Source organism: Corynebacterium sp. zg-331 (genome assembly GCF_014267345.1).
GTDB lineage: Bacteria > Actinomycetota > Actinomycetes > Mycobacteriales > Mycobacteriaceae > Corynebacterium.
Window position 1 is genome coordinate 56805 of record NZ_JACMYD010000008.1, and the last position, 25909, is coordinate 82713.

Genomic DNA, 25909 nt, shown 5'->3' on the forward strand with positions numbered 1-25909 from the left:
GTCGTCCATGCCCCCGTGGCCGCCCCCACCAGCCGTATGGCAGGGTGGGGGCATGACTTCAATCGCAGTAATCGGCGGCGGCAAAATCGGTGAGGCCCTCGTGGGCGGCCTGGTGGCAGCGGGCACCGACCCCGCGCAGATCGTGGTGACCAACCGCAGCCCCGAGCGCAGCGAGGAGCTGCGCGAGCGCTACGGCGTAGAGACCACCGCGGATAACGCCCAGGCGGCCTCCGGTGCGGAGACGATCTTCCTGTGCGTCAAGCCCACGATGATCGGCGGCGTGCTGCGCGAGATCGCCGAAACCATCAACGACAACGACGCTGACACCACCGTGGTCTCCATGGCCGCGGGCCTGTCCCTGGCCGCCCTCCAGGAGGATCTTTCCGCGGGCACGGCCGTGGTGCGCGTCATGCCCAACACCCCCATGATGGTGGGCAAGGGCGTGTGCGCGGTGACCCCCGGGCGCTTCGTGGGTGCAGAGCAGCTCGAGGGCGTCAAGGAACTGCTGCGGGCCGTGGGCACCGTCGTGGAGGTCGCGGAGGAGGAGATGGACGCCGTGACCGCCCTGGCCGGCTCCTCCCCGGCCTACGTCTACCTCGTGGCGGAGGCGCTGATTGACGCCGGGGTGAGCCTCGGCCTGACCCGCGAGGTGGCCACCCGCCTGGCCTCCGGGGCGATCGAGGGCGCGGGCGCCATGCTGGCCCAGGAGGGGGCCGATCCCACCACGCTGCGCGCCAACGTCTCCTCGCCTGCTGGAACCACCGTGGCGGCCCTGCGGGAACTGGAGGAATCGGGCCTTCGTGGGGCGTTCTTCCGGGCCGCGGAGGCCTGCGCGCTGCGCTCCAAGGAACTCGGCGCGCCGGTGGGTTCCGGCGAGGATTAGGCGGGCTTCTCCGTCGCGTGTGGACGGGGATGCGCGGGTGGTGGTGTGGCGTGTGACCTGCCGTGACTCAGGAGGCTTGGGGCGGCCCAGCGGGCCCGCTGGGCACCTAGCATGGACTCAGGTCGCACCAGTCACACACTTCACGCTAGACTTGGTGAAGCACGTGCGTGATTCGTTCTGTGGGAGGGGAAGCCTACAGCGCGCCACCTGCTTTGTGAAGGGTTAGGTAACTTATGGCTCATGAAGATAAAGGAACATTTCTGACGGTCGCGGAAGTCGCGGAGATCATGCGGGTCTCCAAGATGACCGTCTACCGCCTGGTGCACTCCGGCGAGCTGCCCGCCGTGCGCGTGGGGCGCTCCTTCCGAGTGCACGACAAGGCGGTGAACGAGTACCTCGACTCCTCGTACTACGAGGTGGGGTAGAGTGCCCTACAATGTGATCGCCCGATGAGGCCTCGCTCGCCGCGACGGGTGAAGCCCCGCTAGCGACGCGGTTTTTGGCAGCGCCCCCGCGCTGCCGCTAAAGTGGAGAGCATTCGTGCCAGCACAGGTGCGCGTGCTCGGCAGAACAAAAAGTACAGCAACGAGGTAAGTGAGGTAGCCCTATGGGTTCCGTGATCAAGAAGCGCCGCAAGCGCATGTCCAAGAAGAAGCACCGCAAGATGCTGCGCCGCACGCGCGTGCAGCGCCGCAAGTTGGGTAAGTAAGTCATAGGGCACTCCGACTAGAGGGGCACCGTACAAGGGTACGGCGCCCCTCTTTTAGAGGTAATATTACAGGGCGGTGGATAATCCACCTCGGTTAACCTGTGAATAGACCTCGATGCATTGCTGATTGTATTTCCATGGGGCGCAGGTGGCATTTCAATTTCGATAACATGATAGAAAGGAATTGTATCCTGAAAAAGGTATATGATTTTTTGTTTGAGATCAGCTTATCTGTGGATATATTTTTATCCACATAGCTTCCATAGTTATTTATGGAGTATAATCCTCAATTGGGAGTATTGGATGGTATAAAAACTTTCATTCCTATTTGTGTCCTTGGTAATTTTCTTTATCGCCGCAGTATATTTCGCTCCAAGGCGTACGGAAAACGGGATCGTCCGCGTTGGGTGTTTGCACTACTGCCTGCAGTGGATTTTGGAAACTTAGTCATTGGCATTTTAGTTGTTGCTTTGCATAGAAATTGTATAACGAAATTTGCGTTAATGACGGTGGTATACGCTGCTATTTAATCCTCCAGATCCCATATTCAATTAAATTGACTTCTTTGGTTATTGTCATATTTTTTCAAAAAATGTTCCTGCATCATGTGAAGAAGTGAGTGTCTATGTTGGGTTTCCGTGGATTCTGCAGGCAGCCTGGAAGTTGTTTCGGTGGTGTTATTTGATCCAGATTCTGTGGCTGTACCTTGACGATGTGATTCGGGAGGCGGGAAATCGCTGATGACTTATTAGTTACCCCCACACCCCCCGCTTTAGCCGCCACCCCAGCAGGCTGAACCCGGCGGTGGCTAGCCCGGGCAGCCCGTAGACGCGCACGGCCTTGCGTACGTTGCGGTAGTCGCGCACGAGCCAGCCTCGGCGGTGGGCGGCGCGTCGCAAGGCGCGGTCGGGGTTGATCGCCACGGCGGTGCCCACCATGCTGAGCATGGGGATGTCGTTGGCGGAGTCGGAGTAGGCGGTGCAGCGCTCGAGGTCGAGTTTTTCCAGGGCCGCCAGGGCGGCCACGGCGTGTTTCTTGCCGGGGCCGTGGAGGATGTCGCCCACGAGTCTGCCGGTGAACTTCCCGTCCTCGACCTCGGCCACGGTGCCCAGCGCCCCGGTGAAGCCGAAGCGCTGGGCGAGGATTTGGGCGAGCTGCACGGGGGTGGCGGTGACGAGCCAGACCTGTTGGCCTGCGGCCAGGTGCATGGCGGCGAGGTCGCGGGTGCCGGGGAAGGCCTTGTGGAGCATGTGGCGATCCACGATCTCCTCGCACAGTTCGGTGAGCTCGGCCACGCTGCGGCCCTTGATGAAGTCGAGGGCCTGGTCGCGCCCGCTGGCCATGTCCTCGGAGTTTTCGGAGCCGGTGAGGCGGAACTTGAGCTGCTTCCAGGCCATGGGGATGATCTCGCCGGGGCGCAGGTAGCCCTTGCGGGCAAGGCCGAAGGCGAGGGCTACGAGCGAGGAACCCTGAATGAGGGTGTTGTCCACGTCGAAGAAGGCGGCCACGCCGGTGTCCTGGGGCACCTTGGGGTCGGCGGGGGACAGGCGCAGGGAGCCTGCGGCCTCGATGGAGCCGCTCACGGAGGCGATGCCGGAGCGGAAGGAGGTCAGGGAGATTCCGTAGCTTTGTTCCACTGCGGCGGCCGCGGCCGCGCGGCCGGCGGCCTCCTGGTATTCCTCGCCCAGGGCGGGCAGGGCGGTGCTGGCGAGAAAGCGGCGCAGGTTGCCGTTGCTGATGGACCAGTTGGTCAGGAAGTCGCGGGGCGAGGCGGGGAAGAATGGTGGATGGATCTCATTCACGGTCACCATGGTAGGCCTGGTAGGACGGAGGTGTGCAGAGACATCGTGTGCAGTTGATGGTGCGCGCCACGTGCGGTTCGTGCGCGCGGGTGGCCGAGCAGATCAGGCCGTTGCTGGAGCGCCACGGGGTGCCCCTGGAGATCTGCGACGTGGATGAGGACGGGGAGTGGGCCGCGGAGTTCGGGGATCGGGTGCCGGTGGTGGTGCTCGATGGGGAGGAGTTTGCCTGCTGGGAGGTGGATAACGAGGAGTTAGGCCACGCTTTGTTGTTGTGAGGGAAGCGAGCCTATTACGGTGAGCCTCAACTGAAAGATTCCCCTATCATCCGTCAAAAGTTGGGGTGGCCTGCAGAAAGCTGGTGAGTGGCAACGTGAGTGTGCTCGTGGTGGGCATGTCGCATCGGTCGGCCCCGGTGGCGCTGCTGGAGAAGCTGAGCATGGACGACGCGGTGCGCGAGGAGGCCACCGCCCTCCTGCTGGAGCGCCCGGCGCTGTCCGAGGCGATGATCGTGTCCACCTGCAACCGCCTGGAGGTCTACTCCGTGGCCGCCGGCTTCCACCCGGGAGTCCAGGACGTGGTGGCCGTGCTCCACGAGGTGTCCGGGGTGGACATCGACACCCTGCGCGGCTACCTCTACGTGCGCTACGCCGAGGCCGCCGCCGAGCACATGATGGGAGTAGCCGCGGGCCTGGACTCCATGGTGGTGGGCGAGCAGCAGATCATCGGACAGGTGCGCGGCGCCTACCAGGAGGCCACCGCCAGGGGCACCGTGGGGCCGGCACTGCACGCGCTGACCCAGGCTGCCCTGCACGCGGGCAAGCGGGTGCACACGGAGACGAGCATCGACGACGAGGGTGCCTCGATGGTCACCCTGGCGATGGAGGAGGCCCTGGCCGCCCGGGGGCTGGACGGCCCGCAGCCGTTGCGCGGGCGCGCCGCCCTGGTGCTGGGGGCCGGGGCGATGGCCTCGTTGGCGGCCACGCACCTGGGCAAGCTGGGGGTGGGCACCCTGATCGTGGCCAACCGCACCCGTTCGCGCGCCGAGCGCCTGGCCGAGCACGCCCGCCAGGCCGGGGTGGAATCCGAGGTGGTGGACTTCGAGCGGCGCACGGAGGCGCTGGAGCGGGTGGACATCGTGGTCTCGGCCACCGGGGCGGATTACTTCACGGTGACCCCGGGGGACGTCGCCGGGCTGCGTCGCCCGCTCACCCTCATCGACCTTTCCCTGCCCCGCGACATCGCCTCGCACGTGGGCAACATCCCTGGCATGCACTTGGTCAACATCGAGCGGCTCCATCAGCGCGGCGCGCAGGCGGCCACCGAGGCGGAGCGCCAGGCCCGCGCGATCGTGGAGGAGGAGCTGCAGCAGTTCACCTCCGAGCAGCGGGTGCGCGACGTGGCCCCCGCCGTGACCGCCCTGCGCCGCCGCGCCGCCGACCTCGTGGAGGCGGAACTGGAGCGGCTGCGCGGACGCGCCCCGGACATGACCGAGGCAGACTACCGGGAGGCCACGCGCACGGTGCGCCGCGTGGTGGATAAGCTGCTGCACGCGCCCACGGTGCGGGTCAAGGAACTGGCGGTGACCTCCGGGGTGGTCTCCTACGAGTCCGCCCTCCAGGAGCTCTTTGACCTCGACCCCGCCGTCGCGCGTAGCGTGGCGCTGCCCGCCAGCGACCTGCCGCGCAGCGACTTCCCCCATAAATAAGGAGCAGGCTTCCATGACCGATACCACCCTGACGCTGGGCACCCGCGGCAGCGCGCTGGCCACCACCCAGGCCGGGCACGTGCGCGACGCCCTGATGGCCGCCGGCATCCCCACCGAGCTGCACATCGTGACCACCGAGGGGGACGTAAACATGGCCCCGGTGGAGCGCATCGGCGTGGGCGTGTTCACCCAGGCCCTGCGCGAGGCGATGGCCGCCGGGTGGTGTACCGCGGCCGTCCACTCCTTCAAGGATCTGCCCACCGCCCCCGATCCCCGCTTTCACCTCGTGGTGCCGCCCCGCCAGGACCCCCGCGAGGCCCTGATCGCCCGGGATGGCCTCACCCTCGACGGCCTGCCCGAGGGCGCGCGGGTGGGTACCTCCGCCCCGAGGCGGATCTCCCAGCTGCGCGCCCTGCGCCCGGACCTCGACATCCGCCCCCTGCGCGGCAACATCGACACCCGCATGGGCAAGGTTGCCTCCGGGGAGCTTGACGCGATCGTGCTGGCCTACGCGGGGCTGCTGCGCGTGGGCAGGCAGGATCGGGCCACCGAGGTCTTTGACCCCGAGGTCTTTCTGCCCGCCCCGGCCCAGGGGGCGCTGGCGGTGGAATGCCGCGTCGAGGACGCCCCCGCCGTGGCCGCCCTCGACGCCCTGGCTCACCGAGAGTCCACCGAGCGCGCCCGGGCCGAACGCGCCCTGCTCGCCGCCCTGGAGGCCGGGTGCACCGCCCCCGTGGCGGCGCACGCGGTGTGCGAGGAGGGGGAGCTGGTGCTGCGCGCCGGGGTGTTCGCCCTGGACGGCTCCCGGCGGCTGGTGGCGGAGCGCCGCGGCCCCCGGGATCGCGCCGCCGACCTGGGCCTGGAGGTCGCTCGCGTGCTGCTGAGCGAGGGGGCGGCGGAGCTCATGGCGCCGTAGCGCATTGGGACCGCCGCGCCCGAGCGCTTAAACTGGAAAGCCACCATGGCTTATTTACAGATCACCGAGACGCAGGTGACCGTGACGTTGGACTGGTGGGAAAAGCTCGCCGCGCACCGTTCCCATCTGACCATCCCCGTGCGTGCCATCGCGGAGGCCCGGGCGGTGGCGGACGTCTTTGCCCTGCCAGAGATCCGCTCGGCGGCCGCGGCCTCCGGGCCGGGGGTGTCCGCCACCAGGATCAAGGGGCTGACCACCACGGGTACCTTTGAGACCCCGCAGGGCAGGATCTTCGCCGTGTGCCACTCCGGCTCGGGGGCGCGCCGCGGCCGCGAGGGGCTGGTGCTGGCCCTAACCAAGGCCACGGTGGATTACATCGTGGTGACCACCCCGCTGGCGCAGCGCTACGCCGCCCGGCTCGATCCCCAGGCGCAGCGCCGGGCGGCCTGAGGGGCGGCTGAGGGCGCTTCCGGTTTCCTATTTATCCGACCATATTTTATGGTGTAAATACCACACTGTGATTCCGTGGCGGCGACCGGGGCACAAAGATCGCCCCGCGGGATCGAAGCACAAACGCCTCGCGCTGTGTTCGGCACGCCCACGCGGTGCCGCCCAGCCCGCGGGGCGTCCTTTGACCCTGTCCAAGAACGAGAAAAGAAGCACATGAGTATAGCCCACCAGGCTTTTACGTCTCAGAGTACGCCGCAGACCCCCCAGCCGGGGACGGTCATCTTTGTCGGCGCGGGGCCGGGCAACCCCGATCTGTTGACCATCCGCGCCCGCGAGGTGCTGGCGGAGACCGCCGTGGCCTATACCGACGCCGAGGTCTTGAGCGGCGTGCGCGAGATCGTGGCCGCCCATCTGCCGGTGCCCCAGGACAAGATCGACGCCGCGGAGAAAGCCTACGAGGCCCTGGTGGAGGAGGCTCGCACCCAGGGGGCGCGCCGTAAGCCGCCGCGCCCGGCGCCGCCCACCGCCGCCGATATCCGGGAGGTGGCCGAGCCTGACCCCGCGGAGCTCGCCGCGCGCCTGGCCGAGGCCGTCCAGGAGGGCGAGGACGTGATCCGCCTGGTGGCGGGCAATCCGCTCTCGCGGGAATCCGTGCTCGCGGAGATCGCTGCCGTGGCGGAGACCGGGGCAGAGTTCCAGGTGGTGCCGGGCATGTCCCTGCCCTCCACCGTTCCGGCCTTCGCCGGGATCGCCCTGGGATCCACGTTCACGGAAACCGACGTCACCGGCGGGGAGGTGGACTGGGATCAGCTGGCCGCCGCCCCCCAGCCGCTGGTGCTCCAGGCCACCCGGGAGGGCCTGGATACTCTTGCCGAGGAGCTGCTGGCCAGGGGGATCGCGGCGGGCACCCCGGCCTCCGTCACGGTGCACGGCACCACCCGGTTGCAGCGCACCTTTGATGCGACCCTGGGCACCCTGGCCAAGCTCGACGTGGATCTGCCCGGCCGCCTGGTGATCACCCTGGGCACCGCCGTGGACGATCGCTCGAAGTACTCCTGGTGGGAAAACCGCCCCCTCTACGGTTGGCGGGTGCTCGTGCCCCGGGCCAAGTCCCAGGCCGGGCCGATGAGCGCCCGGCTGGCGAGCCACGGCGCGATCCCCCAGGAGGTGCCCACCATCTCCCTGGAACCCCCGCGCAACCCGGCCCAGATGGAGCGCGCCATCAAGGGGATCGTGGAGGGCCGTTACCAGTGGATCATCTTTACCTCCGTCAACGCCGTGGACGCGGTGTGGGAGAAGATCACCTCCTTTGGGCTCGACGCCCGCGCCTTCGCCGGGGTGCACCTGGCGGCCGTGGGACGCAAGACCGCCCAGGCTATTAAGGCGCTAGGGCTGACCCCGGAGGTCACCCCGCCGGCCACCAAGCAAAACGCCCAGGGCCTCGTGGAGGTCTTCCCCGAGTACGTTGAGGACCTCGACCCGGTGGGCCGGGTGCTGCTGCCCCGCGCGGATCTCGGCAGCGATCTGCTGGTGGAGGGCCTGCACGCCGCGGGCTGGGAGGTCGACGACGTGGTGGCTTACCGCACCGTGCGCGCCGCCCCACCGAGCGCCGAGGTGCGCGACATGATCAAGACCGGCGGCTTCGACGCCGTATGCTTTACCTCCGGCTCCACCGTGAAGAACCTGGTGGGCATCGCCGGCAAGCCGCACCGGCGCACCATCATCGCCGTCATCGGCCCGGCCACCGCCCAGGTGGCCCGGGAGTTGGGGCTGCGGGTGGACGTGATGCCGCAGGAGGCCGACGTGCCGGCGCTGGTGGATGCCCTGGCGGCCCACGTGGCCTCCCTGCGCGCCGCCGGGCAGTTGCCGCCGCCGCGCAAGAAGCGCCGGGCGCGTCGTAAAGCATAGGGCCCCGGGCCTAGGATGGGGGACGGCTGTATCCCCGACGGTGATTGGAAGGTAATCCGTGTCTCCCACGACCTCGACCGGCCCCGTGCGCAGGCCCCGCCGCCTGCGCACCACCCCCGCCATGCGGGAACTGGTGGCCGAAACCACCCTGCGCCCCGCCGACCTCATCCTGCCGATGTTCCTAGCCGAGGGACTGGACGAGCCCCGCGGGATCGGTGCCATGCCGGGCGTCTACCAGCACACCACCGATTCCCTCCTGCGCGCCGCCCACGCCGCCCTCGACGCCGGGGTGCGCTGCGTGGATCTCTTCGGGGTACCGCGCCCGGAGGACAAGGACGCCACCGGTTCCGCCGCCTGGGATCCCGAGGGGATCCTCAACCGCGGCGTGCGCGCCCTGCGCGAGGAGTTTGGCGACGACCTCCTGGTCATGGCCGATACCTGCCTCGACGAGTTCACCGATCACGGCCACTGCGGGGTGCTGAGCACCGACCGATACGGCGCCGCCATCGTGGACAACGACGCCACCCTGCCCCTTTACCAGGCGATGGCCGTCTCCCAGGCCCGCGCCGGGGCGCACATCGTCAGCCCGTCCGGCATGATGGACGGCCAGATCGCCGCGATCCGCGCTGCCCTCGACGCCGAGGGTTTCGAGGACGTCGCCATCATGGCCTACTCCGCCAAGTACGCTTCCGCCTTCTTCGGCCCCTTCCGCGAGGCCGTGGGTTCCTCCCTCGACGGGGATCGCCGCGCCTACCAGCAGGACCCCGCCAACGCGCGGGAATCCCTGCTGGAGGTGGACCTGGACGTGGCCGAGGGCGCGGACTTCGTCATGGTCAAGCCCGCCCTGCCCTACCTGGATATCCTGCGCCGGGTGGCGGATGCTTCCCCGGTGCCGGTGGCGGCCTACCAGGTGTCCGGCGAATACGCCATGATCCGAGCCGCCGGGCAGCGGGGCTGGGTGGATGGCGAGAGCGTGATGATGGAATCCCTGCTGTCTATCAAGCGCGCCGGCGCCGACCAGATCCTCACCTATTGTGCCACCGAGGCCGCCCGCCTCCTGCGCTAGTACCCGCCGAGAAGAGAAAGACCCCCGTGCACGAAGCAGAAAAAATCGGACACACCCGCCCCACCCGCCCCGAGAGCGTGCGGCTTATCGCGCGGGTATGGGCCCTGGTGCTGGGCGCGGAGCTCGTCCACCAGGTGCTCTCCGTGGTGATGACCCTCTGGGATACCTCCGCGCTCAAGGCCGCGGCCAAGGACATCGCCCAGGGGCAGGCGGCGGGCGGGGAGATCCCGGACTCCCTGGTGAACGCGGCTGCCTACCTGGGCGTGGGACTGTCCGCCCTGATCGCCCTGGGCGTGGTGGCGCTGCTGGCCTGGATGCTCAAGCTTCTGTCTTCCGGGCACAGGCGGGCCGCCGTGGCGCGGCGGGCGATCATGATCTTCGCCTTCTACTTCGCGGTGCGCGCCGCGATGGTCGTGACCCTGGTGCCGGGAAGCACCGGGGTACCGGTGGGCTTCTACGCCGTGGACGGCTCCGTGCAGATCCTGGCCGGGGTGGGGGCCGCGGTGACCCTAGTCTTTGTGTTCCGCCGCGAGACCCTCGCCTGGACCGGGGAGATCAAGGGCGCGGAGTAGGGTTTTCCCCATCTCGCGTGACGCGAGTGGATCGCGCCGGCCCCGCACGGGCCCGGTGTATCGTCCCGTGGGGACCGGCAACGATGTCAAGGAAGGGGCCGTGCAGGAATGGCCGATGAGGTAGCCCGGGCGATCCGCCAGGCCAAGGCGGCCGCCGTCGAGGCCGGCTTTAGTGATCCGCAGGCGCTGGGGGAATCGGGCCGCAAGATCTCCCTCTCCTTCGACCTGGAGGGACTCACGGACGCTCCGGAGATCGCGCAGATCGAGCGGGCCTTAGAGGAGATTCCGGGGGTGCGCGCCCGGATCGCATACCACAGCGCGATGGCGTGGATCACGGCCCCCGAAGGGTTGGTGCCTCACCAGATCGTGGAGGTGTGCGCCCGCTTCGGGGTGCGCGCGGTGCTCACGGATGACGCCCTGCGCCGCCAGAGCCTCTACCGGGCCGAGGCCGGCGAGCAGGCCTCGATGCGCTCGCGTCGCCCGCCGCGCGGCAAACAGGAGCGCCGCCGCGCGGAGGCCGAGCGCCGCGGCCTGGAGCGGGCGCGGGCGGCGGGATTCTTCCGCCCGGGGACCGTGTGGCCCGCGACGACACCGGGTGGGGATCGCCGCGCGGGAGACGTGCTCTACACGGCGCGCGATCTCATCACCACCCCCCGCCTGATCGCCGCCCTGGTCCTCACGCTGCCGGTGGTGGCCCTCAGTTATATCCCCCAGGTGCAATTTACCGGCTGGCAGTGGGGCTGCGCGGCGTTGTCCGTGCCCGTGGTCAGTTGGTGTGCCTGGCCCTTCCACCGGGCCCTGGCCGGCGGGGTGCGTCGCGGCGCGGTGGCGCTCGACGGCGCGAGTTCCCTGGCGATCCTGGCGGCCTTCGCCTGGTCGGTGGGCACGCTGCTGTTTACCGAGGCCGGCGCGCTGGGCTGGCGGGGCACCCCGGACGTGTTTGCGCTGACGGCCCAGCGCTTCAACGAGGTGGAGCTCTTCTTCGACGTGGCCTGCGGCATCACGCTGTTGCTGCTGGGTGGGCGCAAGCTTTCGATCCAGGCGCGCTCCTCCCTGCTGGCCGACCTCGCCGCGCAGCGGGTGGATCCGCAATCGCCGGTGATCCTGGTGAGCCACAATCGCGCCACGGCCCAGCCGGTGATGGAGGAGGTCTCCGTCAGCGAGATCAACGTGGGGGACGACATCCTGATTCAGCCCGGGCAGCGCATCCCCGTCGATGGGGTGGTTATCGGCGGCAGCGGCACGGTGCGCCCCGGGGTGGTGGAGACGGTGCTGCCGAGCTCGGGCGGGGTGGTGCCGGTGGAGGTGGATTCCCCGGTGCGTGCCGGGGCGATCAACGAGGGCCAGCGGATCAAGGTGCGGGTGCAGCGCACCGGGCATCGCACCCGGATCGCGGGGGTGGAGCGCTGGGTTTCCGGGGTCAACGCCCTGCAAAACACGGCGGTGATGCTTTCCACCCGCACCGCCCGGCTGCTGATCCCGGCGGCGCTGAGCGTGGCGGTGCTCAGCTTTGCCGGGTGGGTGCTGGCCACGGGCAATCCGGCGCTGGCCTTTGGCACGGCGCTGGCGGTGCTGGCGTGCGTGGCTCCGGCGGCGCTGGCGCTGTCCTCGGCCCTGGCCTTGCGCCTGGGGGTGGAGACGGCCGCTCGGCACGGGATGCTGCTGCGCGAGGGTGCGGTGATGCGCCGGCTGCAGGGGGTAGACACGGTGATCTTCAACCGGGTGGGCGCGCTGTCGCACTCGGACATGACGGTGGAGACCGTCACCGCGGACGTCGGGGAAAACCCGGATCTGGTGTTGCGGGTGGCCGCCGCGCTGTGCCTGGAATCGGAACACACGGCCTCCCGGGCCATCGTGCACGCCGCCCGCCAGGCCCGCGATCACGATGCCGGCGGGGACATCCCGCACTGGATCGACGTGAGTCACCCCCACGTCGACGAGGACGGCACCTTTCACGCCCAGATCGACCTGCCCGTGCGCGACGCCACCGGGCAGCACTCCCGCCAGGTCAGCGCCAGCCTGTGGCGCCCGCATAACCTCTCGGAGCTCTCCGGGCGACTCGCCGACGCCGCCTTTAGCGGCGGCACCCCGCTGGTGGTGCGGTGGAACGGGCGCGACCGCGGGGTCATCGCCCTGCACGACACCGTGCGCGAGGACGCCGCCGAGGCGGTGGCGCGGTTGGAATCGATGGGCCTGGAGACCATGATGCTCACCCGCGACGCCTACCCGGTGGGGCGTCGCTTCGCCCGGCGGCTGGGCATCTCCCAGGTGCTGGCGGGGATCTCGGCGGGGCGCAAGCCCTACGCGGTGCGCGGGGTGCACAATCGGGGCGCGCGGGTGGCGATGGTGGGCGATTCTTCCGTGAGTGAGTGCCTGACGGTGGCGGACGTGGGCATCCTCATCGACGGCGAGGCGCAGCTGGACAGGGCCAGCCGCTCCGAGTCCACGGGGGCCGACGTGGTGCTGCTGCGCCGGGACGTGAGCGCGATCGCGCAGCTGATGGCCCTGGCCCGCAAGGTGTGCACGGTGGTGGATCGCAACATCCTCTTTGCCTGGGCCTATAACGCGGTGGCGGTGGCGGCCTCCGTGGCGGGGCTGTTGCACCCGATGGCGGCCACGGTGCTCATGCTCGCGGCGTCGCTGGTCATCGAGGCGAGGTCGAACTCGGTGCGCAAGTATCCGGCCGCGTAGGGCAGAATCGGGGGCATGAGTTTCCCCGCACGTCGCTTGCTGCACGACGCCCCGCTTCTCGACGCCGCCGCCGGGCGCACCCCCACCCGCACCCCGGTGTGGTTCATGCGTCAGGCGGGGCGCTCGCTGCCGGAGTACCGCCGGGTGCGCGAGGGCATCGCCATGCTCGATTCCTGCTTCATGCCGGAGCTGCTGGCGGAGATCACCCTGCAGCCGGTGCGCCGCCACGACGTGGACGCGGCCATTTTGTTTTCCGACATCGTGGTTCCGCTCAAGGCTGCCGGGGTGGCCGTGGATATCGTGCCCGGCCGCGGCCCGGTCATGGCGACCCCCGTGCGCAGCCGCGCGGACGTTGCGGCCCTGCCCGCGCTGGACTCCCCCGTGCCGGGGCTGAGCGAGGGGATCGCCGGGGTGCTGTCCGAGCTGCGCGACGATCAGGTGCTCATCGGCTTCGCCGGGGCGCCGTTTACCCTGGCCAGCTACCTCATCGAGGGCGGGCCGTCGAAGACACACCAGCGCACCAAGGCGCTCATGCACGCGGAGCCGGAGACCTGGCACCTGCTCATGGGGCGCCTGGCCGAGACCGTGGTGGCCTTTTTGCGCCAGCAGATCGAGGCGGGCATCGACATGCTCCAGCTCTTCGATTCCTGGGCCGGCTACCTCAGCCCGCGCGACTATCGGGAGTTCGTGCTGCCCTATTCCACCCGGATCTTCTCCGAGGTGGCCGAGGCCGGGATCCCCCGGATCCACTTCGGGGTGACCACCGGGGAGCTGCTGGGGGACATGGCCCTGGCCGGGCCGGACGTGGTGGGGGTGGACTGGCGGGTGCCGCTGGACGAGGCGGCCCGGCGCATTCACGCCGCCGCCGGCCCCAGGGCGGTGCAGGGCAACCTCGACCCGGCCCTGCTCTTTGCCGGCGAGGAGGTGCTGCGTGCGCAGGTGCGCCGCGTCAAGGAAGAGGCGCGCCGGGCGATGGCGGCCGGGCACGCTACCGGGCACATCTTTAACCTGGGCCACGGGGTGCTGCCGGATACCCCGGCGGAGGCGGTCACCCGGGCCGTGGCCCTGATTCACCAGGAGGCTTAAAACACATGCGGTATGCCATCATCGGAGCCGGCCTGGCCGGCCTGACCTGCGCCTATGAGATCAGTCGCCGCGAACCGGAGGCGGAGGTGGAGGTCTACGAGGCCGCTGAACGCATCGGCGGCAAGCTCTTGACCGTGTCCTTCGAGACCGGACCGGTGGACATGGGGGCGGAGGCCTTTCTCGCCCGAGGCGGGGAGACGGCGGCTTTCGTCGAGGAGCTGGGCCTGGGCGATCGGCTCGTCTCCCCTTCCGCCCTGCGTTCCCTGCTGTATACGGGGGGCGCGGCCCGCGAGCTGCCCCGTGATACCCTCATGGGGATTCCGGCCACCGGCGCGGCGGTGGCGCACCTGGTGGGGGCGGAGGCGGCGCGGCACATCGATGCCGAGGCGCAGCGCCCGCCGATTTCCTGGGAACCGGGGGCGGAGGCCAACGTGGGAGCCCTGGTGCGCGAGCGTTACGGCGACGAGGTGGCCGACCGCTGCGTCTCCGCCCTGCTCGGCGGGGTGTACTCCTGCGCGGCCGACGACCTGGGCCTGCGCGCCACGATCCCCGCCCTGGCCGAGGCGATGGACGCCCTGGCCCGCGCGGACGCGCCGGTGACCCTGTCGGCCGCGGTGGCCGCCGCGCTGGATCGCCGTGGCGGCACGCTGGATAAGCCGCTCTTTGCGGCCTTCGAGGGCGGATACGCGCAACTCTACGAGGCCCTGGCGCAGCGCTGCGCGGACGGCGGCGCCCGGATTTACGTGGACGCTTTCGTCGCCGGGCTGGGCCGCAGCGGGCGGGGATATGCCCTCAAGGGCGCGGGCGAGGGCACCTACGACCGGGTGGTGCTGGCCACCCCGGCCCCCACCACCGCGCTGCTGCTGAGCGCGGTGGCCCCGGCGGCCTCGGCGGCGCTGCGCGGTGTGCGCCTGGCCAGCAGCGTCGTGGTGGGCATGAGGTTCGATTCCGCCGCGGGCCTGCCGGAGAACTCCGGGGTGCTCGTGGCCGCCGACGAGCCGGGGCTGCGCGCCAAGGCCTTTACTTTCTCCTCCAAGAAGTGGCCGCACCTGGACGCCCGGGGCGGGGCGGTGGTGCGCGCCAGCTTTGGTCGCCTGGGCGAGGACGCGCTGGTGCGCGCGGAGGAGGACGACTTGGTGGATGATGCCCTGGACGACCTTCAGGCGATCACCGGCTTCGATGGGCGCGCGGCGGGGCTCAGCGAGATCTTCGTGCAGCGGTGGTTCGGCGGCCTGCCCTGCTACGGCGAGGAGCACCTGGCCACCGTGGCCCGGGCGCGCGCCGGGTTGGCCGAGGTCCCCGGGGTGGAGGCCACCGGGGCGTGGGCCGGGGGCGTGGGGGTTCCGGCGGTGATCCGGGACGCCCGGGCGTGCGCGCGCAGGATCGCTGGCGGAGGCGGTCGGGGCTGACCGCCCCGCGAAGGCGTCCGCGCAGTACCGGGCGATGGTGGGTTCGGCGGTTTATGGGCTAGGGGGAGGCCGCTAAGGACTACCCCCGTGTGGGGGTGGGGTGTGGGGCGTCGGCCCGGACTAGTACTTAATCAATCTAATTATTCCGCCCCCGAATCCTCCGGGGAAGGGTGGGGAGTACACTGCATCCTGTCGTTTGATAGAAAAAGGGGAGAGGTATGCACTTACAACCTCGTGAGCAGGAAAAACTCCTGATCGTGGTGGCTGCCGACCTAGCCAGGAGGCGCCAGGCGAGGGGTCTCAAACTCAACTATCCCGAGGCGATCGCCATCATTACCTACGAGCTGCTGGAGGGCGCGCGCGACGGCCGCACGGTGGCCGACCTCATGAGCTGGGGTACCACCATCCTCACCGCCGAGGACGTGCTCGAGGGGGTGCCCCAGATGATCGAGGACGTTCAGGTCGAGGCCACCTTCCCCGACGGCACCAAGCTCGTCACCGTCCACCAGCCCATCCGCTAGGAGGCGCACGCGATGATTCCCGGAGAATACGTGCTGGCCACCGAGCCGCTGATGTATAACGAGGGCAAGCAGGCCCTGCGCATCGAGGTGACCAACACCGGTGACCGCCCCGTGCAGGTGGGATCGCACTATCACTTTGCCGAGGCCAACCCCGCGCTGGTCTTTGACCGCCGGGCGGCCACGGGGCGTCGCCTCGACATCCCGGCGGGTACCGCCCTGCGCCTGGAACCGGGGGACGCCACCACCGTGGGACTCATCCCGCTGGGCGGGCGCCGGATAGCCCGCGGCTTCCGCAACGCCTTTAACGGCCCGGTGGATCGGGAGGAGACCCAATGAGCTTTGCCATGAGCAGAACCCAGCACGCCGCTCTCTACGGGCCCACCGTGGGGGACATGGTGCGCCTGGGCGATACCGAGCTCTTCGCCCGGGTGGAGCGCGACCTGACCGCCGACGGCGAGGAGGCCGTGTTCGGCGGCGGCAAGATGATCCGCGTGGGCATGGGCCAAAACGGCGAACACCGCCGCGATGAGGACCCGGACATGCCCGACCTGGTCATCACCAACGCCCTGGTGGTGGACTACACCGGCGTGTACAAGGCCGACGTGGCGGTGCGCGACGGACACATCTGCGGGATCGGCCACGCGGGCAACCCAGACATGATGGACGACGTCACCATCCCCATCGGGGTGGCCACCGACGTGATCGCGGGAGAGGGCAAGATCCTCACCGCCGGGGGCATCGACACCCACATCCACTTCATCAGCCCCGACCAGATCGAGACGGCCCTGACCTCCGGGATCACCACCATGATCGGGGGCGGCACCGGCCCCTCGGAGTCCTCCAAGGCCACCACGATCACCCCCGGCCCGTGGAACATCGCGGCGATGCTGCGTTCCCTCGAGGCCTTTCCCATGAACATCGGCCTGCTGGGCAAGGGGCATGCCACGCACCCCCGCGCCCTGGCCGAGCAGATCGAGGCGGGGGTCATCGGCCTCAAAGTCCACGAGGACTGGGGCGCGACCCCGGCGACCATCGACCTTGCGCTCCAGGTGGCCGAGGAGTACGACATCCAGGTGGCCATTCACACCGATACCCTCAACGAGGCCGGATTCGTGGAATCCACCAAGGAGGCCATCGGCGGCCGGGTGATTCACACCTTCCACACCGAGGGCGCCGGCGGCGGGCACGCCCCGGACATCATCACCCTGGCCGGGGAACCCAACGTGCTCCCGGCCTCCACCAATCCCACCCTGCCCTACACCGCCAACACCGCCGAAGAGCACCTGGACATGCTCATGGTGTGCCACCACCTGCGCCCGGATCTGCCCGAGGACGTGGCCTTCGCGGACTCGCGCATCCGCACGGAGACCATCGCCGCCGAGGACGTGCTGCACGACATGGGCGTGTTCTCCATCACCTCCTCGGATTCCCAGGCGATGGGGCGGGTGGGGGAGACCATCCTGCGCACCTGGCAGGTGGCGGACTCCATGAAGCGCCAGCGCGGCCGCCTCCCGGAGGACGAGGCCGCCGGGGTGGGCGGCGATAACGCGCGCATCCGCCGCTACGTGGCCAAGTACACCATCAACCCCGCCCTGGCCCACGGGATCGCCGAGCACGTGGGCTCGGTGGAGGTGGGCAAGTTCGCCGACCTCGTGCTGTGGGAACCCAAGTTCTTCGGCGCCAAGCCGGACGCCGTCCTCAAGGGCGGGCAGATCGTCAGCAGCGTGGTGGGCGACCCCGGCGCCTCCATCCCCACCCCGCAACCGGCCTGGTACCGCTACGCCTTCGGCGGCTACGGCGGCGCCCCGCACCATAATTCCCTGGTCTTTCTCTCCCAGGCCGCGGTGGCGGCCGGTGTCGCCCAGCGCTACGGCCTGCGCAAGCGGGTGCGCGCCTGCTCGGGCATTCGCACCCTGGCCAAGAAGGACCTCAAGCTCAACGGCGCTACCCCGCATCTCAGCGTGGACCCGGAAACCTACGAGGTGCGGGTGGACGGCGAGCTCATCACCAGCCACCCCGCGCGGCGCCTGCCCCTGGCGCAGCGCTACTTTCTCTTCTGACAAGGAGCAACGATGATCCTTACCGCGATCGCGGGCAACCTCACCGACGACCCCGCCCTCATCCCGCCCGGTGACCACCGGGAGACCGCCTGGCTCGACGACCAGCAGCGCACCAAGCGCACCCAGCGGCTGACCACCGACCACGGCACCGAGGTGGGCCTGCGCCTGCCCGCGGGCCACCCCGACCTGCGCGACGGCGACGTGCTGCTGCGCGGGGCGGGTCGGGCGATCGTCGTGAGGGCCAGGCCCAGCGACGTCCTCGTCATCGCCCCGCGTGATCTCCATGAGATGGGCGTGGTGGCGCATTCCCTGGGCAACCGGCACCTGCCCGCGCAGTTCATGGGCGAGCGCATGGTGGTGCAGTGGGATACCACCGTGGTCGACTTCCTCGATCACCACGGCGTGCCCTACCGGCGCGAGGAGCGCGTGATGCCCCTGCCCTTCCGGCACGCCGAGCACACCCACTGATGGTGAGCCTGCGCGCGCGTCTGGCGCTCATGCAGCTGGCGGACTCCGCCCTGCCTACCGGGGCGTTTAGCCATTCCCTTGGCTTCGAGGGCTACCTGGACGCCGGGGAGATCGCCGGCCCGGAGGACTTCGCCGCCTGGCTGGAGATGTTCGTGCACGCCCAGCTCGCCGCCACCGAGGCGGTGATCGTGCGCGAGGGCTACCGGGCGCGCACCCCCGAGGAGATCCTCGACCTCGACGACCTCGCCACCGCCGCCGCCCTGCCCGCCGAGGTGCGCCGCGCCGGGATCACGATGGGCACCCGGCTGCTCAGCATCGCCGAGCAGTCCGAGGCCGGGGAGTGGCTGAGCCCCTACGCCCGGGCGGTGCGGGAGGGGCGGGCCTACGGGCACCAGTCCGTGGCCTGGGCCCTGGTGTGCCGCCAACTGGAGATCCCGGAGGAGGAGGCCGTGGCCGCGCACCTGCACGCCACGGTCATCGCGCTGACCCAGAACGCCGTGCGCGGGATACCGCTGGGGCAGGACGCCGGGCAGCGGATCATCGCCCGGGCCCGCCGGTGGGTGGAGCGCGCCACGGAGGCCTCCGCGCGGCGGGGACGGGAGGACATTGGGGCCATGCCCCCGGGGCTAGAGATCGCCCAGATGAACCACGAGGCGCAGCGCGCCCGCATGTTTATGAGCTGAAGACTGAAGGAGACCATCATGGCAGACCACACCCAGAATGCCCCCGTGCGCATCGGCATCGGCGGCCCCGTGGGGGCCGGTAAGACGCAGCTGGTGGAGCGCCTCACCCGCGCCTTGGCCGGGGAGCTATCCATGGCCGCGGTGACCAACGACATTTACACCATCGAGGACGCCAAGATCCTGGCGCGCAAGAGCGTGCTGCCCCCGGAGCGCATCGTGGGCATCGAGACCGGCGGCTGCCCGCACACCGCCATCCGCGAGGATCCCTCCATGAACGAGGCCGCCGTGCGGGAATTGCAGGAAAAGTTCCCCGACCTGGATCTGGTCTTCATCGAATCCGGCGGGGACAACCTGTCTGCCACCTTTTCCCCGGAGCTGGTGGACTTTTCCATCTACATCATCGATGTGGCCCAGGGGGAAAAGATCCCCCGCAAGGCCGGTCAGGGCATGATCAAATCCGATCTCTTCCTCATCAACAAGACCGACCTCGCCCCCTACGTGGGGGCGGACCTCGACGTGATGGTGGCCGATGCCCGCGAGTTTCGCCGCGATAAGCCCTTTGCCCTGACCAACCTGCGCACCGACGAGGGGCTCGACGCCGTGATCCGGTGGATCAAGCACGACGTGCTCATGCTGGATCTGCGCTAGATGACGGACCACACCGGCGAGTTGGACCTCACCGTGGCCCTGCGCCCGGGGCCGCACGGCGCGCCGCGCAGCGCGGCCACCCGGCAGTACCACCGCGGGGCGCTCAGCGTCCTGCGACCGCACTACCTCGACGACTCCGGCCAGGCCGCCTACACGGTGATCAACCCCGGCGGCGGATTCCTCGGCGGGGATTCCTACCGCCTGGGCGTCGCTGTGGAGGAGGGGGCGTCCCTGCTGCTGAGCAGCCAATCGGCGACCAAGATCTACCGCAGCCCGCAGGGCCCGGCCACTCAAGACATGACGGTGCGGCTGGCGGCCGGGGCGGTGCTGGAATACGTGCCGGATCAGCTGATCGTCTACCGCGAGGGCAGGTATCGCCAGCGCACGGTGGTGGACATGCACCCCGAGGCTTCCCTGCTGCTTACCGACATCGTCACGCCCGGCTGGGCGCCGGACGGCTCGATCTTCGGCTGGCGGGAGCTGAGCCTGCGCACCGAGGTGCGCTGCCTCGGCCGCCGGCTGGCCGTGGATCACCTGCGGCTCAGCCCCGCCGAGGGCGTGACCGGGCAGGGGTACATGGAGGGATACACCCACGCGGGCACCCTGATGGCCGTGGACGCGCGCCTGGGGGCCGAGGAGATGGCGCAGGTCGCCGCGATGGTGCGCGCCGACGCGCACACCCGCAGCGGGATCAGCCGCCTGGTCGAGGCGCCGGGGCTGCCCGCCGGGTTCGTGGTGCGCTCCCTGGCCCACAGCACCGGGCGCGTGCGCGAGCTGCACGCCGCCCTGGCCGCGCGCCTGCGCGCGCACCTGCGCGGCCAGGGACCGATAGAGATGAGGAAGTATCAATGAGGAGCCTGTGCGCCTCGCTCGCCCAGATCTACCTCGTGCCCTCCTGGCGCGTGGGCCTGCTCATCGCCGTTGCCCTGGCATGGGTCTCCCCGGCGCTGGCGTGCGGGGCGCTTAGCGGCGCGGCCGCGAGCGCGGCGGGCGGCGTGTTCCTGCGGCGACTCCTGGGGAGGCCCGCCGCCCTCGTGGGCCGGCATGCCCGCGAGGGGCTCCTTGGCTATAACGGGGCGCTCGTCGGGGCCCTGGTGGCCGCCCGCTGCGGGGCGGGTGCCGCGGCGGCGGCCTGGGGCCTGCTCGGGGTCTGCGGCGCGGTGGCGCTGCACCTGCTGCTCGAACGCCCCCTGGGGCGGGTGCCGGGAGGGGGACTGCCGGTGCTCACCGCCCCGTTGTGCGCCGTGGGCACCGCGCTGGACTGGTGGCTGCCGCAGCCTCCCGCCCCCTCGGCACCCGATGCCCTTCTCTCCGCGATCCCGGCGGCCTTTGCCCAGACGAGCCTGGGGGCCGGTGTCCTTCCCGGAGCGCTCATCCTCGCGGCCCTGACTCTGGCCGCGCCCCGGGCCGCCGCCTGGGGCGTCATCGCGGCCGCGATGACGCTGCCCGTGGCGCTGGCGGTGCCCGCAGCCGAGGTGGCCGCCGGGGCGTGGAGCTACTGCGCGGTGCTGGCGGGCATCGCGCTGGGAACCGCCCCCTCCGGGACACACCGTGGTTGGCGTCACCGGGTGATTCCGGTCATGGCCGCGGTGGCCTGCGCCCTGCTGATTCAGGCCGTCCTGGCCCGGGCGGGGTGGCCGGTGCTCACGTGGCCCTTCGTGATCGCTACCTGGATGGTCTTGGCTGTGAAAGGATTGCGCCATGGCCGATGAGTTGGGGTTGCGCGCCACCCGCCGCCGCGCCCGGTGGTGGGCCGCGATTTTGGTATTGGTGCTGGTCGCTGTGGCTATTCTTGGTGTACTGGTGGGTTCCGTGATGCTCCCGCCCGGCGCCCTTTCTGCGGTGCTGACCGGCCAGGACGCCGGAATCCACGCCACCATCGTGGGGCAGGTGCGCCTGCCCAGGGTGATCCTGGGGCTGGCGGTGGGCGCGGGCCTGGGGGCCTGCGGGGCGGCCCTGCAAGCGATGGTGCGCAACGACCTCGCCGATCCCCACCTGCTCGGCATCAGCGCCGGGGCCTCCTGCGGGGCGGCGCTGGCGATCCTGCTGGGTCTCGGCGCGGGCTGGCTGGAGCACGCGCTCCAGGCGATGGCCTTCCTCGGCGCGCTCGCGGCGGGCCTGCTGGTGTACCTCACCGCGCGCGCCGGGGGTCGGCTGACCGCCCTGCGCCTGGTGCTCTCCGGGGTGGCGGTGGGCTACGCGCTCTCGGCGGTCACCAGCTTTCTCATCATGGCGGTGGGCAACGCCGAGGGCACCCGCTCGGTGATGTTCTGGCTGCTCGGCTCCCTGGGCCTGGCCCAGTGGAACCCACCGCTGCTGGTGACGGTGGCCGTCACGGCCACCACCGTGGTGCTGCTGACCCTCCGGGCCCGCCAGCTCGACGCCCTGGCCATCGGCGACGCCACCGCTCACGCCGTGGGATATTCCCCCCAGCGGGTGCGCACCCGACTGCTCGTGCTGGTGGCCGCCTGCGTGGGGGTGCTGGTGGCGGCGTCGGGAAGCATCGGCTTCGTGGGCCTGGTGATCCCGCACCTGGCGCGCCGGGCGGTGGGCGCGGCGCACCGGCATGTCATTCCTATTTCTGCGCTGATGGGCGCGGTGCTCGTGGTGGGCGCGGACATCGCTGCGCGCACCGTGCTCGCGCCCCGGGAGATCCCCGTGGGCGTGATTACCGCCTTGATCGGCGCGCCCTTTTTGTGGTCCGTGATCCGCAAGGGCAGCGCCGTCTATTGATGTGTGAGGAGAAAAAGACCATGATGCTGATCCACCGCAAGGCCGCCCCGGCCCGGGTCGTGCTGGCCGCGGGCCTGGGGGCCGCGCTGCTGGTCACGAGCGGGTGCGCGTCCTCCCAGGATGCCGCCGCGCCCGCGCCGGACGGAGGCGCCTATCCCGTGACGGTGCGCAATTGCGGTCAGGACGTGACCTTTCAACAGGCCCCCCGCAACGCCCTGCTGCTCAATAGCGCCCCGGTTTCCACTCTCAGCGCGCTGGGCGTGCTCGACAGCGTGACCGCCCGCGCCGGCGCCTACCCGGAGTCCTACTACTCCGCCGCGGACAACGCGCAGCTGGCTGCCATGACCTCCCTGACCGATCAACTAGACGGCACCGGCCACCTTCAGCTCTCCAAGGACGCGGTGCTGGCCCAGGGGGCCGATGCGGTGTTCGGGCACCTGGACAACGTGGATCGGGAATCCCTCGACCGCGCCGGCATCCCGGAGATCGTCGAGCCGATCTTCTGCCATTCCCGCACCACCCCGGCCAGCATGGACGACGTCTACGATCAGGTAAACCTCTACGGGCGGATCTACGGGGTGCCGCAGAAGGCCGAGGAGGTCAATGCCACCCTGCGCGAGCGGATCGCGGCCGCCAGTGCCGAGGCCCGAGCCGACGACCGCCCGGACAGGCCCACCACCGCGGCGGTGCTCTATCCCACCGTGGGCGGCGGGGCCACCTTCGCCTACGGGCAGCGCTCCATGGCCACCCCGCAGCTGGAGGCCGCGGGCCTGGACAACGTCTTTGCGGACATGAGCGAGCGGGTCGCGGAGATCAACGTGGAGGAGCTGCTTCGCCGCGACCCGGACGTCATCGTGCTCCTCTACAGCCAGGGCGATCCCCAGCGCGTGCGCCAGGCCCTCGAGGCCCTCCCCGGGGCCGATCGCCTCACCGCCGTGCGCGAGGGCAACGTCATGGTGCAGTTGCTGAACTATACCGAGCCGGCCTCCCCCGTGACGGTCACCGGCCTGGAAGACATCGTGGCGAGGTTCCACCGGTGATCCAGGCCCGCAACTTGTGCTTTAGCTACGGCGTGCGGACGGTGCTGCGTGACGTTTGCCTGCGTACCCGCCCCGGCGAGGTGCTCGGCATCATCGGGCCCAACGGCAGCGGCAAGAGCACCCTGTTGGGCCTCCTCGGCGGGATACACGCCCCCGGCTCGGGGATGGTGACGGTGGACGGCGAGGCGATAGGTGACTTAAGCCCCAGGGAGCGCGCCCGGCGCATCGCCGTGATGGCCCAGGAGACCGAGCCCGCCCTGGGACTCAGCGCCGCCGAGGTGGTGCTGCTCGGGCGCAGCCCGCACCTGGGGGAGTTCCGCCGCCCCGGCCCCGACGACGAATCCATCGCCGCCGCCTGTCTGCGCGAGGTGGGCCTGGCCGACGCTGCTCGCTGCCGCCTGGCCGAACTATCCGGGGGTGAGCGGCAGCGCGTGGCCATCGCGCGCGCCCTGGCGGCGCGGGCCCCCTTCATTCTGCTCGACGAGCCGACCAATCACCTCGACGTGCGCTATCAGCACGAGGTGCTGGCGCTGCTGCGGAGGTTAGGGGCCACGGTGGTGGTGAGCCTGCACGACCTCAACCTGGCGGCCCGATACTGCGACCGGCTGCTTCTTTTGCACCGGGGAACCGTGCTGGCCGAGGGTGCGCCGGGCGAGATGCTGGAACCGGGGCTGATCGGGCAGGCATACGGCCTGGGGGTGCACCGCGTGGAGGTGGCTGGAGTAGTGCAGCTGCTCTTCGAGCTGCCGGCTTAGGCACAGGCGAATTTCTCGTGTGAAGTGCTGGATCGGCAATCGCTTCTGTGGCAGCGGCGCCGCCGGGGGTGAATATTTGGTCCATATGTGACCTGGGGGCAGGCCGATAGTTGGCTTCCTAAAGGTGGACATCCCGAGGGTGCGGCCGATGGGTGTGACGATGAATCCCCTTCGGGGCGGCGGGCCAAGGTGACGTAAGTATCCTCGCTGGTGGCCCGCCCTCCGGCGAGTGTCCTTAGGGGTCCACTCCAATACGTAGCGTCCCTCAGGCGGCCTTAAGGTATAACTGTAGGGTTTTTGGCCTGGGGTACAAAAGTCTATGGGATGGCCGAGCGCTTCGAGCCTTGTTTCAGGGTCTGGCGCTTGCTAGACTGGACACTGTTTTCTGTCTATACCCTTAGTGCGTTTGGAGTAAGTGGATGATTAATCTTGGCAATGGTACGGCCTCTCCCGAGAGGGGGCTAGTCTCCTGCAATGAAGCGTTTGATCGCTAGCTCCCCAGTGCTGCGCTCGATTTCTACGCTGAGCATGCCCATATTTGTTTAATGATATGGCATGAAGATATGATGTTAAATTTTCCATACAGGAGGTGAAAATGATCGGTTTTAAAAATTCAAGGAAAGTAATTTCTTTCTTACTTTCCTTATTTGTTTTTGTTACCGCATCGCACCAGGTCGCAGTAGCCGATGATGCATTTGCTAAAAAGGCCGATTCCGCCCTAAATGAAGCCTACGCCGATTGGCTATCTGATCCCAGTGCGCGTGGCCTTGGCGACTATGTTGAGAATTGGCGGCCGAACTCAAATCCGGATCTGACTAAGGTTGTGCCTGACTTAGGCGCTAGCGTCACCAATCCTCGTACCGGTGAAAAGAAGAAGGCGCAAGATTTTGATACTTTCCCCTATTTTCCGGCAACACATGAGGCTTTAGGGCAAGATCCAAATCCTATTTCTGCCACGTCTCAGAGTCATTTTTTTGGTGGATGGGGTCGCCTTTATGATGGCGATGTCGTGTTCTGTATTGACCCATTCCGCACAACTTTTGACGTAAATGAACAGCATGCAGTTTCGCTTTTTAATGATAGTAAAAAAGGTAGAAGCCTCATCTTTGGTGAAGATGGGACCTTGGAACCGCGTGTTCTTGGCAGCGATGTGGAATACCGTGATTTGGTGAATGAAGTAGCAAAAGGTCACGGCGTTTACTACAAGCGTCTTGGTGCATACGATAAACCAAGAAAGATCATTTCCCGCGTCAACTCTGTAACTAACATGCCAAAGTATACCATTAGCGGTATTTTGGATCTTAAGCCGAGTGCTAAAGGTTATGAAAATGTTAGCCAGGAAGATCTTAATGCCGCAGTTCAGGCTATTAAGTTTGCGCGTAAGGCAATGCGTGAAGGGAATGCGGATGATCTTCAACTAGCGGGTAACGTACTTCGCTTGGCTGTGGGTAATCAGTCGGTAGAGTTTGAAGGAAACAAAGAGCTTAAGAAAATTGTAGCTCCAGCTAAGGAAAAGTATAATGAATGGAAGGATATAGCTGCTCCGGAGGGGGCGTACATTGTCGTCCGTGATCCTTATGGGCATAATAGTGCCAAGGAGGCCTATGCTCCTCAGCGTGTCATCCCAATTGACCAGCCGGGCGTTCCTGATGAAACCACCCCTTCCACTCCTGATGTTGAGCCGCAGTCGGCTGATATTCAGCTGAAGAAGTACATCGGTGGTAAGTCTGAGGTTGCTTCTGTGGAGGCGGCTGAGGGGTTGAAGGATTCTCAGACTGAGGCGGAGGCGTATAAGGCTTCTGCT

Annotated in this window: 26 protein-coding genes; 25 read left to right on the forward strand and 1 reads right to left on the reverse strand. The window is 68.6% G+C overall.

Annotation, left to right across the window (positions count from 1 at the left end; translation table 11 throughout):
- The first annotated feature begins 52 nt into the window (after positions 1–52).
- From proC to H7347_RS09060, 3 genes are all read left to right on the forward strand, one after another.
- Complete coding sequence (gene proC, locus H7347_RS09050) at positions 53–883, forward strand: pyrroline-5-carboxylate reductase (RefSeq protein WP_152823188.1); 831 nt, start codon at positions 53–55, stop codon at positions 881–883.
- Positions 884–1116: 233 nt separating this feature from the next.
- Positions 1117–1308 carry a helix-turn-helix domain-containing protein gene (locus H7347_RS09055; protein WP_152823189.1) on the forward strand — a complete coding sequence of 64 codons (192 nt, stop codon included), beginning with the start codon at positions 1117–1119 and terminating at the stop codon, positions 1306–1308.
- A 182-nt stretch (positions 1309–1490) separates the two neighbouring features.
- Complete coding sequence (locus H7347_RS09060; RefSeq protein WP_003855542.1) at positions 1491–1592, forward strand: 30S ribosomal protein bS22; 102 nt, start codon at positions 1491–1493, stop codon at positions 1590–1592.
- A gap of 752 nt (positions 1593–2344) precedes the next feature.
- Here the strand turns inward: H7347_RS09060 and H7347_RS09065 are convergent.
- Positions 2345–3403 carry an HAD-IB family hydrolase gene (locus H7347_RS09065; protein WP_152823190.1) on the reverse strand — a complete coding sequence of 353 codons (1059 nt, stop codon included), beginning with the start codon at positions 3401–3403 and terminating at the stop codon, positions 2345–2347.
- 23 nt (positions 3404–3426) lie between these two features.
- On the opposite strand from H7347_RS09065, the gene H7347_RS09070 reads away from it, so the two are divergent.
- From H7347_RS09070 to H7347_RS09175, 22 genes are all read left to right on the forward strand, one after another.
- Positions 3427–3669, forward strand: coding sequence for a glutaredoxin family protein (locus tag H7347_RS09070; protein ID WP_370513952.1), 243 nt, complete (start codon positions 3427–3429; stop codon positions 3667–3669).
- 95 nt (positions 3670–3764) lie between these two features.
- Positions 3765–5099 carry a glutamyl-tRNA reductase gene (locus H7347_RS09075; RefSeq protein ID WP_186337440.1) on the forward strand — a complete coding sequence of 445 codons (1335 nt, stop codon included), beginning with the start codon at positions 3765–3767 and terminating at the stop codon, positions 5097–5099.
- A gap of 13 nt (positions 5100–5112) precedes the next feature.
- Positions 5113–6015, forward strand: coding sequence for a hydroxymethylbilane synthase (hemC, locus tag H7347_RS09080; RefSeq protein WP_152823191.1), 903 nt, complete (start codon positions 5113–5115; stop codon positions 6013–6015).
- A 45-nt stretch (positions 6016–6060) separates the two neighbouring features.
- On the forward strand, positions 6061–6465 hold the full coding sequence (locus tag H7347_RS09085) for a hypothetical protein (RefSeq protein ID WP_152823192.1): 405 nt from the start codon (positions 6061–6063) through the stop codon (positions 6463–6465).
- A gap of 213 nt (positions 6466–6678) precedes the next feature.
- Positions 6679–8373: a bifunctional uroporphyrinogen-III C-methyltransferase/uroporphyrinogen-III synthase gene (locus tag H7347_RS09090; RefSeq protein ID WP_152823193.1), complete on the forward strand. Its 1695-nt coding sequence runs from the start codon at positions 6679–6681 to the stop codon at positions 8371–8373.
- 58 nt (positions 8374–8431) lie between these two features.
- On the forward strand, positions 8432–9439 hold the full coding sequence (gene hemB, locus H7347_RS09095) for a porphobilinogen synthase (RefSeq protein WP_370513953.1): 1008 nt from the start codon (positions 8432–8434) through the stop codon (positions 9437–9439).
- A gap of 26 nt (positions 9440–9465) precedes the next feature.
- The gene (locus H7347_RS09100) at positions 9466–10011 is read left to right on the forward strand and encodes a hypothetical protein (protein ID WP_152823194.1); all 546 of its coding nucleotides are present in this window, start codon (positions 9466–9468) and stop codon (positions 10009–10011) included.
- Between the two features lie 108 nt (positions 10012–10119).
- Entirely contained in the window at positions 10120–12702 is a 2583-nt protein-coding gene (locus tag H7347_RS09105; RefSeq protein ID WP_152823195.1) for a cation-translocating P-type ATPase, read from the forward strand.
- A gap of 15 nt (positions 12703–12717) precedes the next feature.
- On the forward strand, positions 12718–13788 hold the full coding sequence (gene hemE, locus H7347_RS09110) for a uroporphyrinogen decarboxylase (protein WP_152823196.1): 1071 nt from the start codon (positions 12718–12720) through the stop codon (positions 13786–13788).
- Positions 13789–13793: 5 nt separating this feature from the next.
- A complete protein-coding gene (locus H7347_RS09115) occupies positions 13794–15197 on the forward strand; it encodes a protoporphyrinogen oxidase (protein ID WP_152823197.1) in 1404 nt (467 codons plus the stop codon).
- A gap of 218 nt (positions 15198–15415) precedes the next feature.
- Positions 15416–15718, forward strand: a complete 303-nt coding sequence (locus H7347_RS09120; protein ID WP_152823198.1) for an urease subunit gamma — start codon at positions 15416–15418, stop codon at positions 15716–15718.
- 12 nt (positions 15719–15730) lie between these two features.
- The gene (locus H7347_RS09125; RefSeq protein WP_152823199.1) at positions 15731–16054 is read left to right on the forward strand and encodes an urease subunit beta; all 324 of its coding nucleotides are present in this window, start codon (positions 15731–15733) and stop codon (positions 16052–16054) included.
- Positions 16051–17778 (forward strand): urease subunit alpha, encoded by a 1728-nt coding sequence (gene ureC, locus H7347_RS09130; protein WP_152823200.1) that lies wholly within the window; start codon positions 16051–16053, stop codon positions 17776–17778. Before H7347_RS09125 ends, ureC begins: the two co-directional genes overlap by 4 nt.
- Before the next feature lie 12 nt (positions 17779–17790).
- On the forward strand, positions 17791–18246 hold the full coding sequence (ureE, locus tag H7347_RS09135) for an urease accessory protein UreE (protein ID WP_152823201.1): 456 nt from the start codon (positions 17791–17793) through the stop codon (positions 18244–18246).
- Entirely contained in the window at positions 18246–18929 is a 684-nt protein-coding gene (locus H7347_RS09140) for an urease accessory protein UreF (RefSeq protein ID WP_152823202.1), read from the forward strand. Before ureE ends, H7347_RS09140 begins: the two co-directional genes overlap by 1 nt.
- Before the next feature lie 18 nt (positions 18930–18947).
- The gene (gene ureG / locus H7347_RS09145; RefSeq protein WP_152823203.1) at positions 18948–19577 is read left to right on the forward strand and encodes an urease accessory protein UreG; all 630 of its coding nucleotides are present in this window, start codon (positions 18948–18950) and stop codon (positions 19575–19577) included.
- Complete coding sequence (locus H7347_RS09150) at positions 19578–20429, forward strand: urease accessory protein UreD (protein ID WP_152823204.1); 852 nt, start codon at positions 19578–19580, stop codon at positions 20427–20429.
- On the forward strand, positions 20426–21289 hold the full coding sequence (locus H7347_RS09155) for an urea transporter (protein WP_152823205.1): 864 nt from the start codon (positions 20426–20428) through the stop codon (positions 21287–21289). The genes H7347_RS09150 and H7347_RS09155 overlap by 4 nt, the downstream gene beginning before the upstream one ends.
- Positions 21279–22310: an iron ABC transporter permease gene (locus H7347_RS09160; protein WP_152823206.1), complete on the forward strand. Its 1032-nt coding sequence runs from the start codon at positions 21279–21281 to the stop codon at positions 22308–22310. The genes H7347_RS09155 and H7347_RS09160 overlap by 11 nt, the downstream gene beginning before the upstream one ends.
- Before the next feature lie 20 nt (positions 22311–22330).
- A complete protein-coding gene (locus H7347_RS09165) occupies positions 22331–23350 on the forward strand; it encodes an ABC transporter substrate-binding protein (protein ID WP_222129920.1) in 1020 nt (339 codons plus the stop codon).
- Positions 23347–24105, forward strand: a complete 759-nt coding sequence (locus H7347_RS09170) for an ABC transporter ATP-binding protein (RefSeq protein WP_186337441.1) — start codon at positions 23347–23349, stop codon at positions 24103–24105. The genes H7347_RS09165 and H7347_RS09170 overlap by 4 nt, the downstream gene beginning before the upstream one ends.
- A 595-nt stretch (positions 24106–24700) precedes the next feature.
- Positions 24701–25909: hypothetical protein (locus H7347_RS09175; protein ID WP_152823207.1), on the forward strand; the 1209-nt coding region annotated here is incomplete at its 3' end.

What these genes read in the sequence shown, in the direction of transcription:
- H7347_RS09085 (WP_152823192.1), top strand. Translation starts at nt 6,061, where the DNA reads ATGGCTTATTTACAGATCACCGAGACGCAGGTGACCGTGACGTTGGAC.
- H7347_RS09060 (WP_003855542.1), top strand. Translation starts at nt 1,491, where the DNA reads ATGGGTTCCGTGATCAAGAAGCGCCGCAAGCGCATGTCCAAGAAGAAG.
- H7347_RS09090 (WP_152823193.1), top strand. Translation starts at nt 6,679, where the DNA reads ATGAGTATAGCCCACCAGGCTTTTACGTCTCAGAGTACGCCGCAGACC.
- H7347_RS09105 (WP_152823195.1), top strand. Translation starts at nt 10,120, where the DNA reads ATGGCCGATGAGGTAGCCCGGGCGATCCGCCAGGCCAAGGCGGCCGCC.
- hemC (WP_152823191.1), top strand. Translation starts at nt 5,113, where the DNA reads ATGACCGATACCACCCTGACGCTGGGCACCCGCGGCAGCGCGCTGGCC.
- ureE (WP_152823201.1), top strand. Translation starts at nt 17,791, where the DNA reads ATGATCCTTACCGCGATCGCGGGCAACCTCACCGACGACCCCGCCCTC.
- H7347_RS09165 (WP_222129920.1), top strand. Translation starts at nt 22,331, where the DNA reads ATGATGCTGATCCACCGCAAGGCCGCCCCGGCCCGGGTCGTGCTGGCC.
- ureC (WP_152823200.1), top strand. Translation starts at nt 16,051, where the DNA reads ATGAGCTTTGCCATGAGCAGAACCCAGCACGCCGCTCTCTACGGGCCC.
- H7347_RS09150 (WP_152823204.1), top strand. Translation starts at nt 19,578, where the DNA reads ATGACGGACCACACCGGCGAGTTGGACCTCACCGTGGCCCTGCGCCCG.
- ureG (WP_152823203.1), top strand. Translation starts at nt 18,948, where the DNA reads ATGGCAGACCACACCCAGAATGCCCCCGTGCGCATCGGCATCGGCGGC.
- H7347_RS09140 (WP_152823202.1), top strand. Translation starts at nt 18,246, where the DNA reads ATGGTGAGCCTGCGCGCGCGTCTGGCGCTCATGCAGCTGGCGGACTCC.
- H7347_RS09155 (WP_152823205.1), top strand. Translation starts at nt 20,426, where the DNA reads ATGAGGAGCCTGTGCGCCTCGCTCGCCCAGATCTACCTCGTGCCCTCC.
- H7347_RS09160 (WP_152823206.1), top strand. Translation starts at nt 21,279, where the DNA reads ATGGCCGATGAGTTGGGGTTGCGCGCCACCCGCCGCCGCGCCCGGTGG.
- proC (WP_152823188.1), top strand. Translation starts at nt 53, where the DNA reads ATGACTTCAATCGCAGTAATCGGCGGCGGCAAAATCGGTGAGGCCCTC.
- H7347_RS09125 (WP_152823199.1), top strand. Translation starts at nt 15,731, where the DNA reads ATGATTCCCGGAGAATACGTGCTGGCCACCGAGCCGCTGATGTATAAC.
- H7347_RS09055 (WP_152823189.1), top strand. Translation starts at nt 1,117, where the DNA reads ATGGCTCATGAAGATAAAGGAACATTTCTGACGGTCGCGGAAGTCGCG.
- H7347_RS09115 (WP_152823197.1), top strand. Translation starts at nt 13,794, where the DNA reads ATGCGGTATGCCATCATCGGAGCCGGCCTGGCCGGCCTGACCTGCGCC.
- H7347_RS09065 (WP_152823190.1), bottom strand. Translation starts at nt 3,403, where the DNA reads ATGGTGACCGTGAATGAGATCCATCCACCATTCTTCCCCGCCTCGCCC.
- hemE (WP_152823196.1), top strand. Translation starts at nt 12,718, where the DNA reads ATGAGTTTCCCCGCACGTCGCTTGCTGCACGACGCCCCGCTTCTCGAC.
- H7347_RS09120 (WP_152823198.1), top strand. Translation starts at nt 15,416, where the DNA reads ATGCACTTACAACCTCGTGAGCAGGAAAAACTCCTGATCGTGGTGGCT.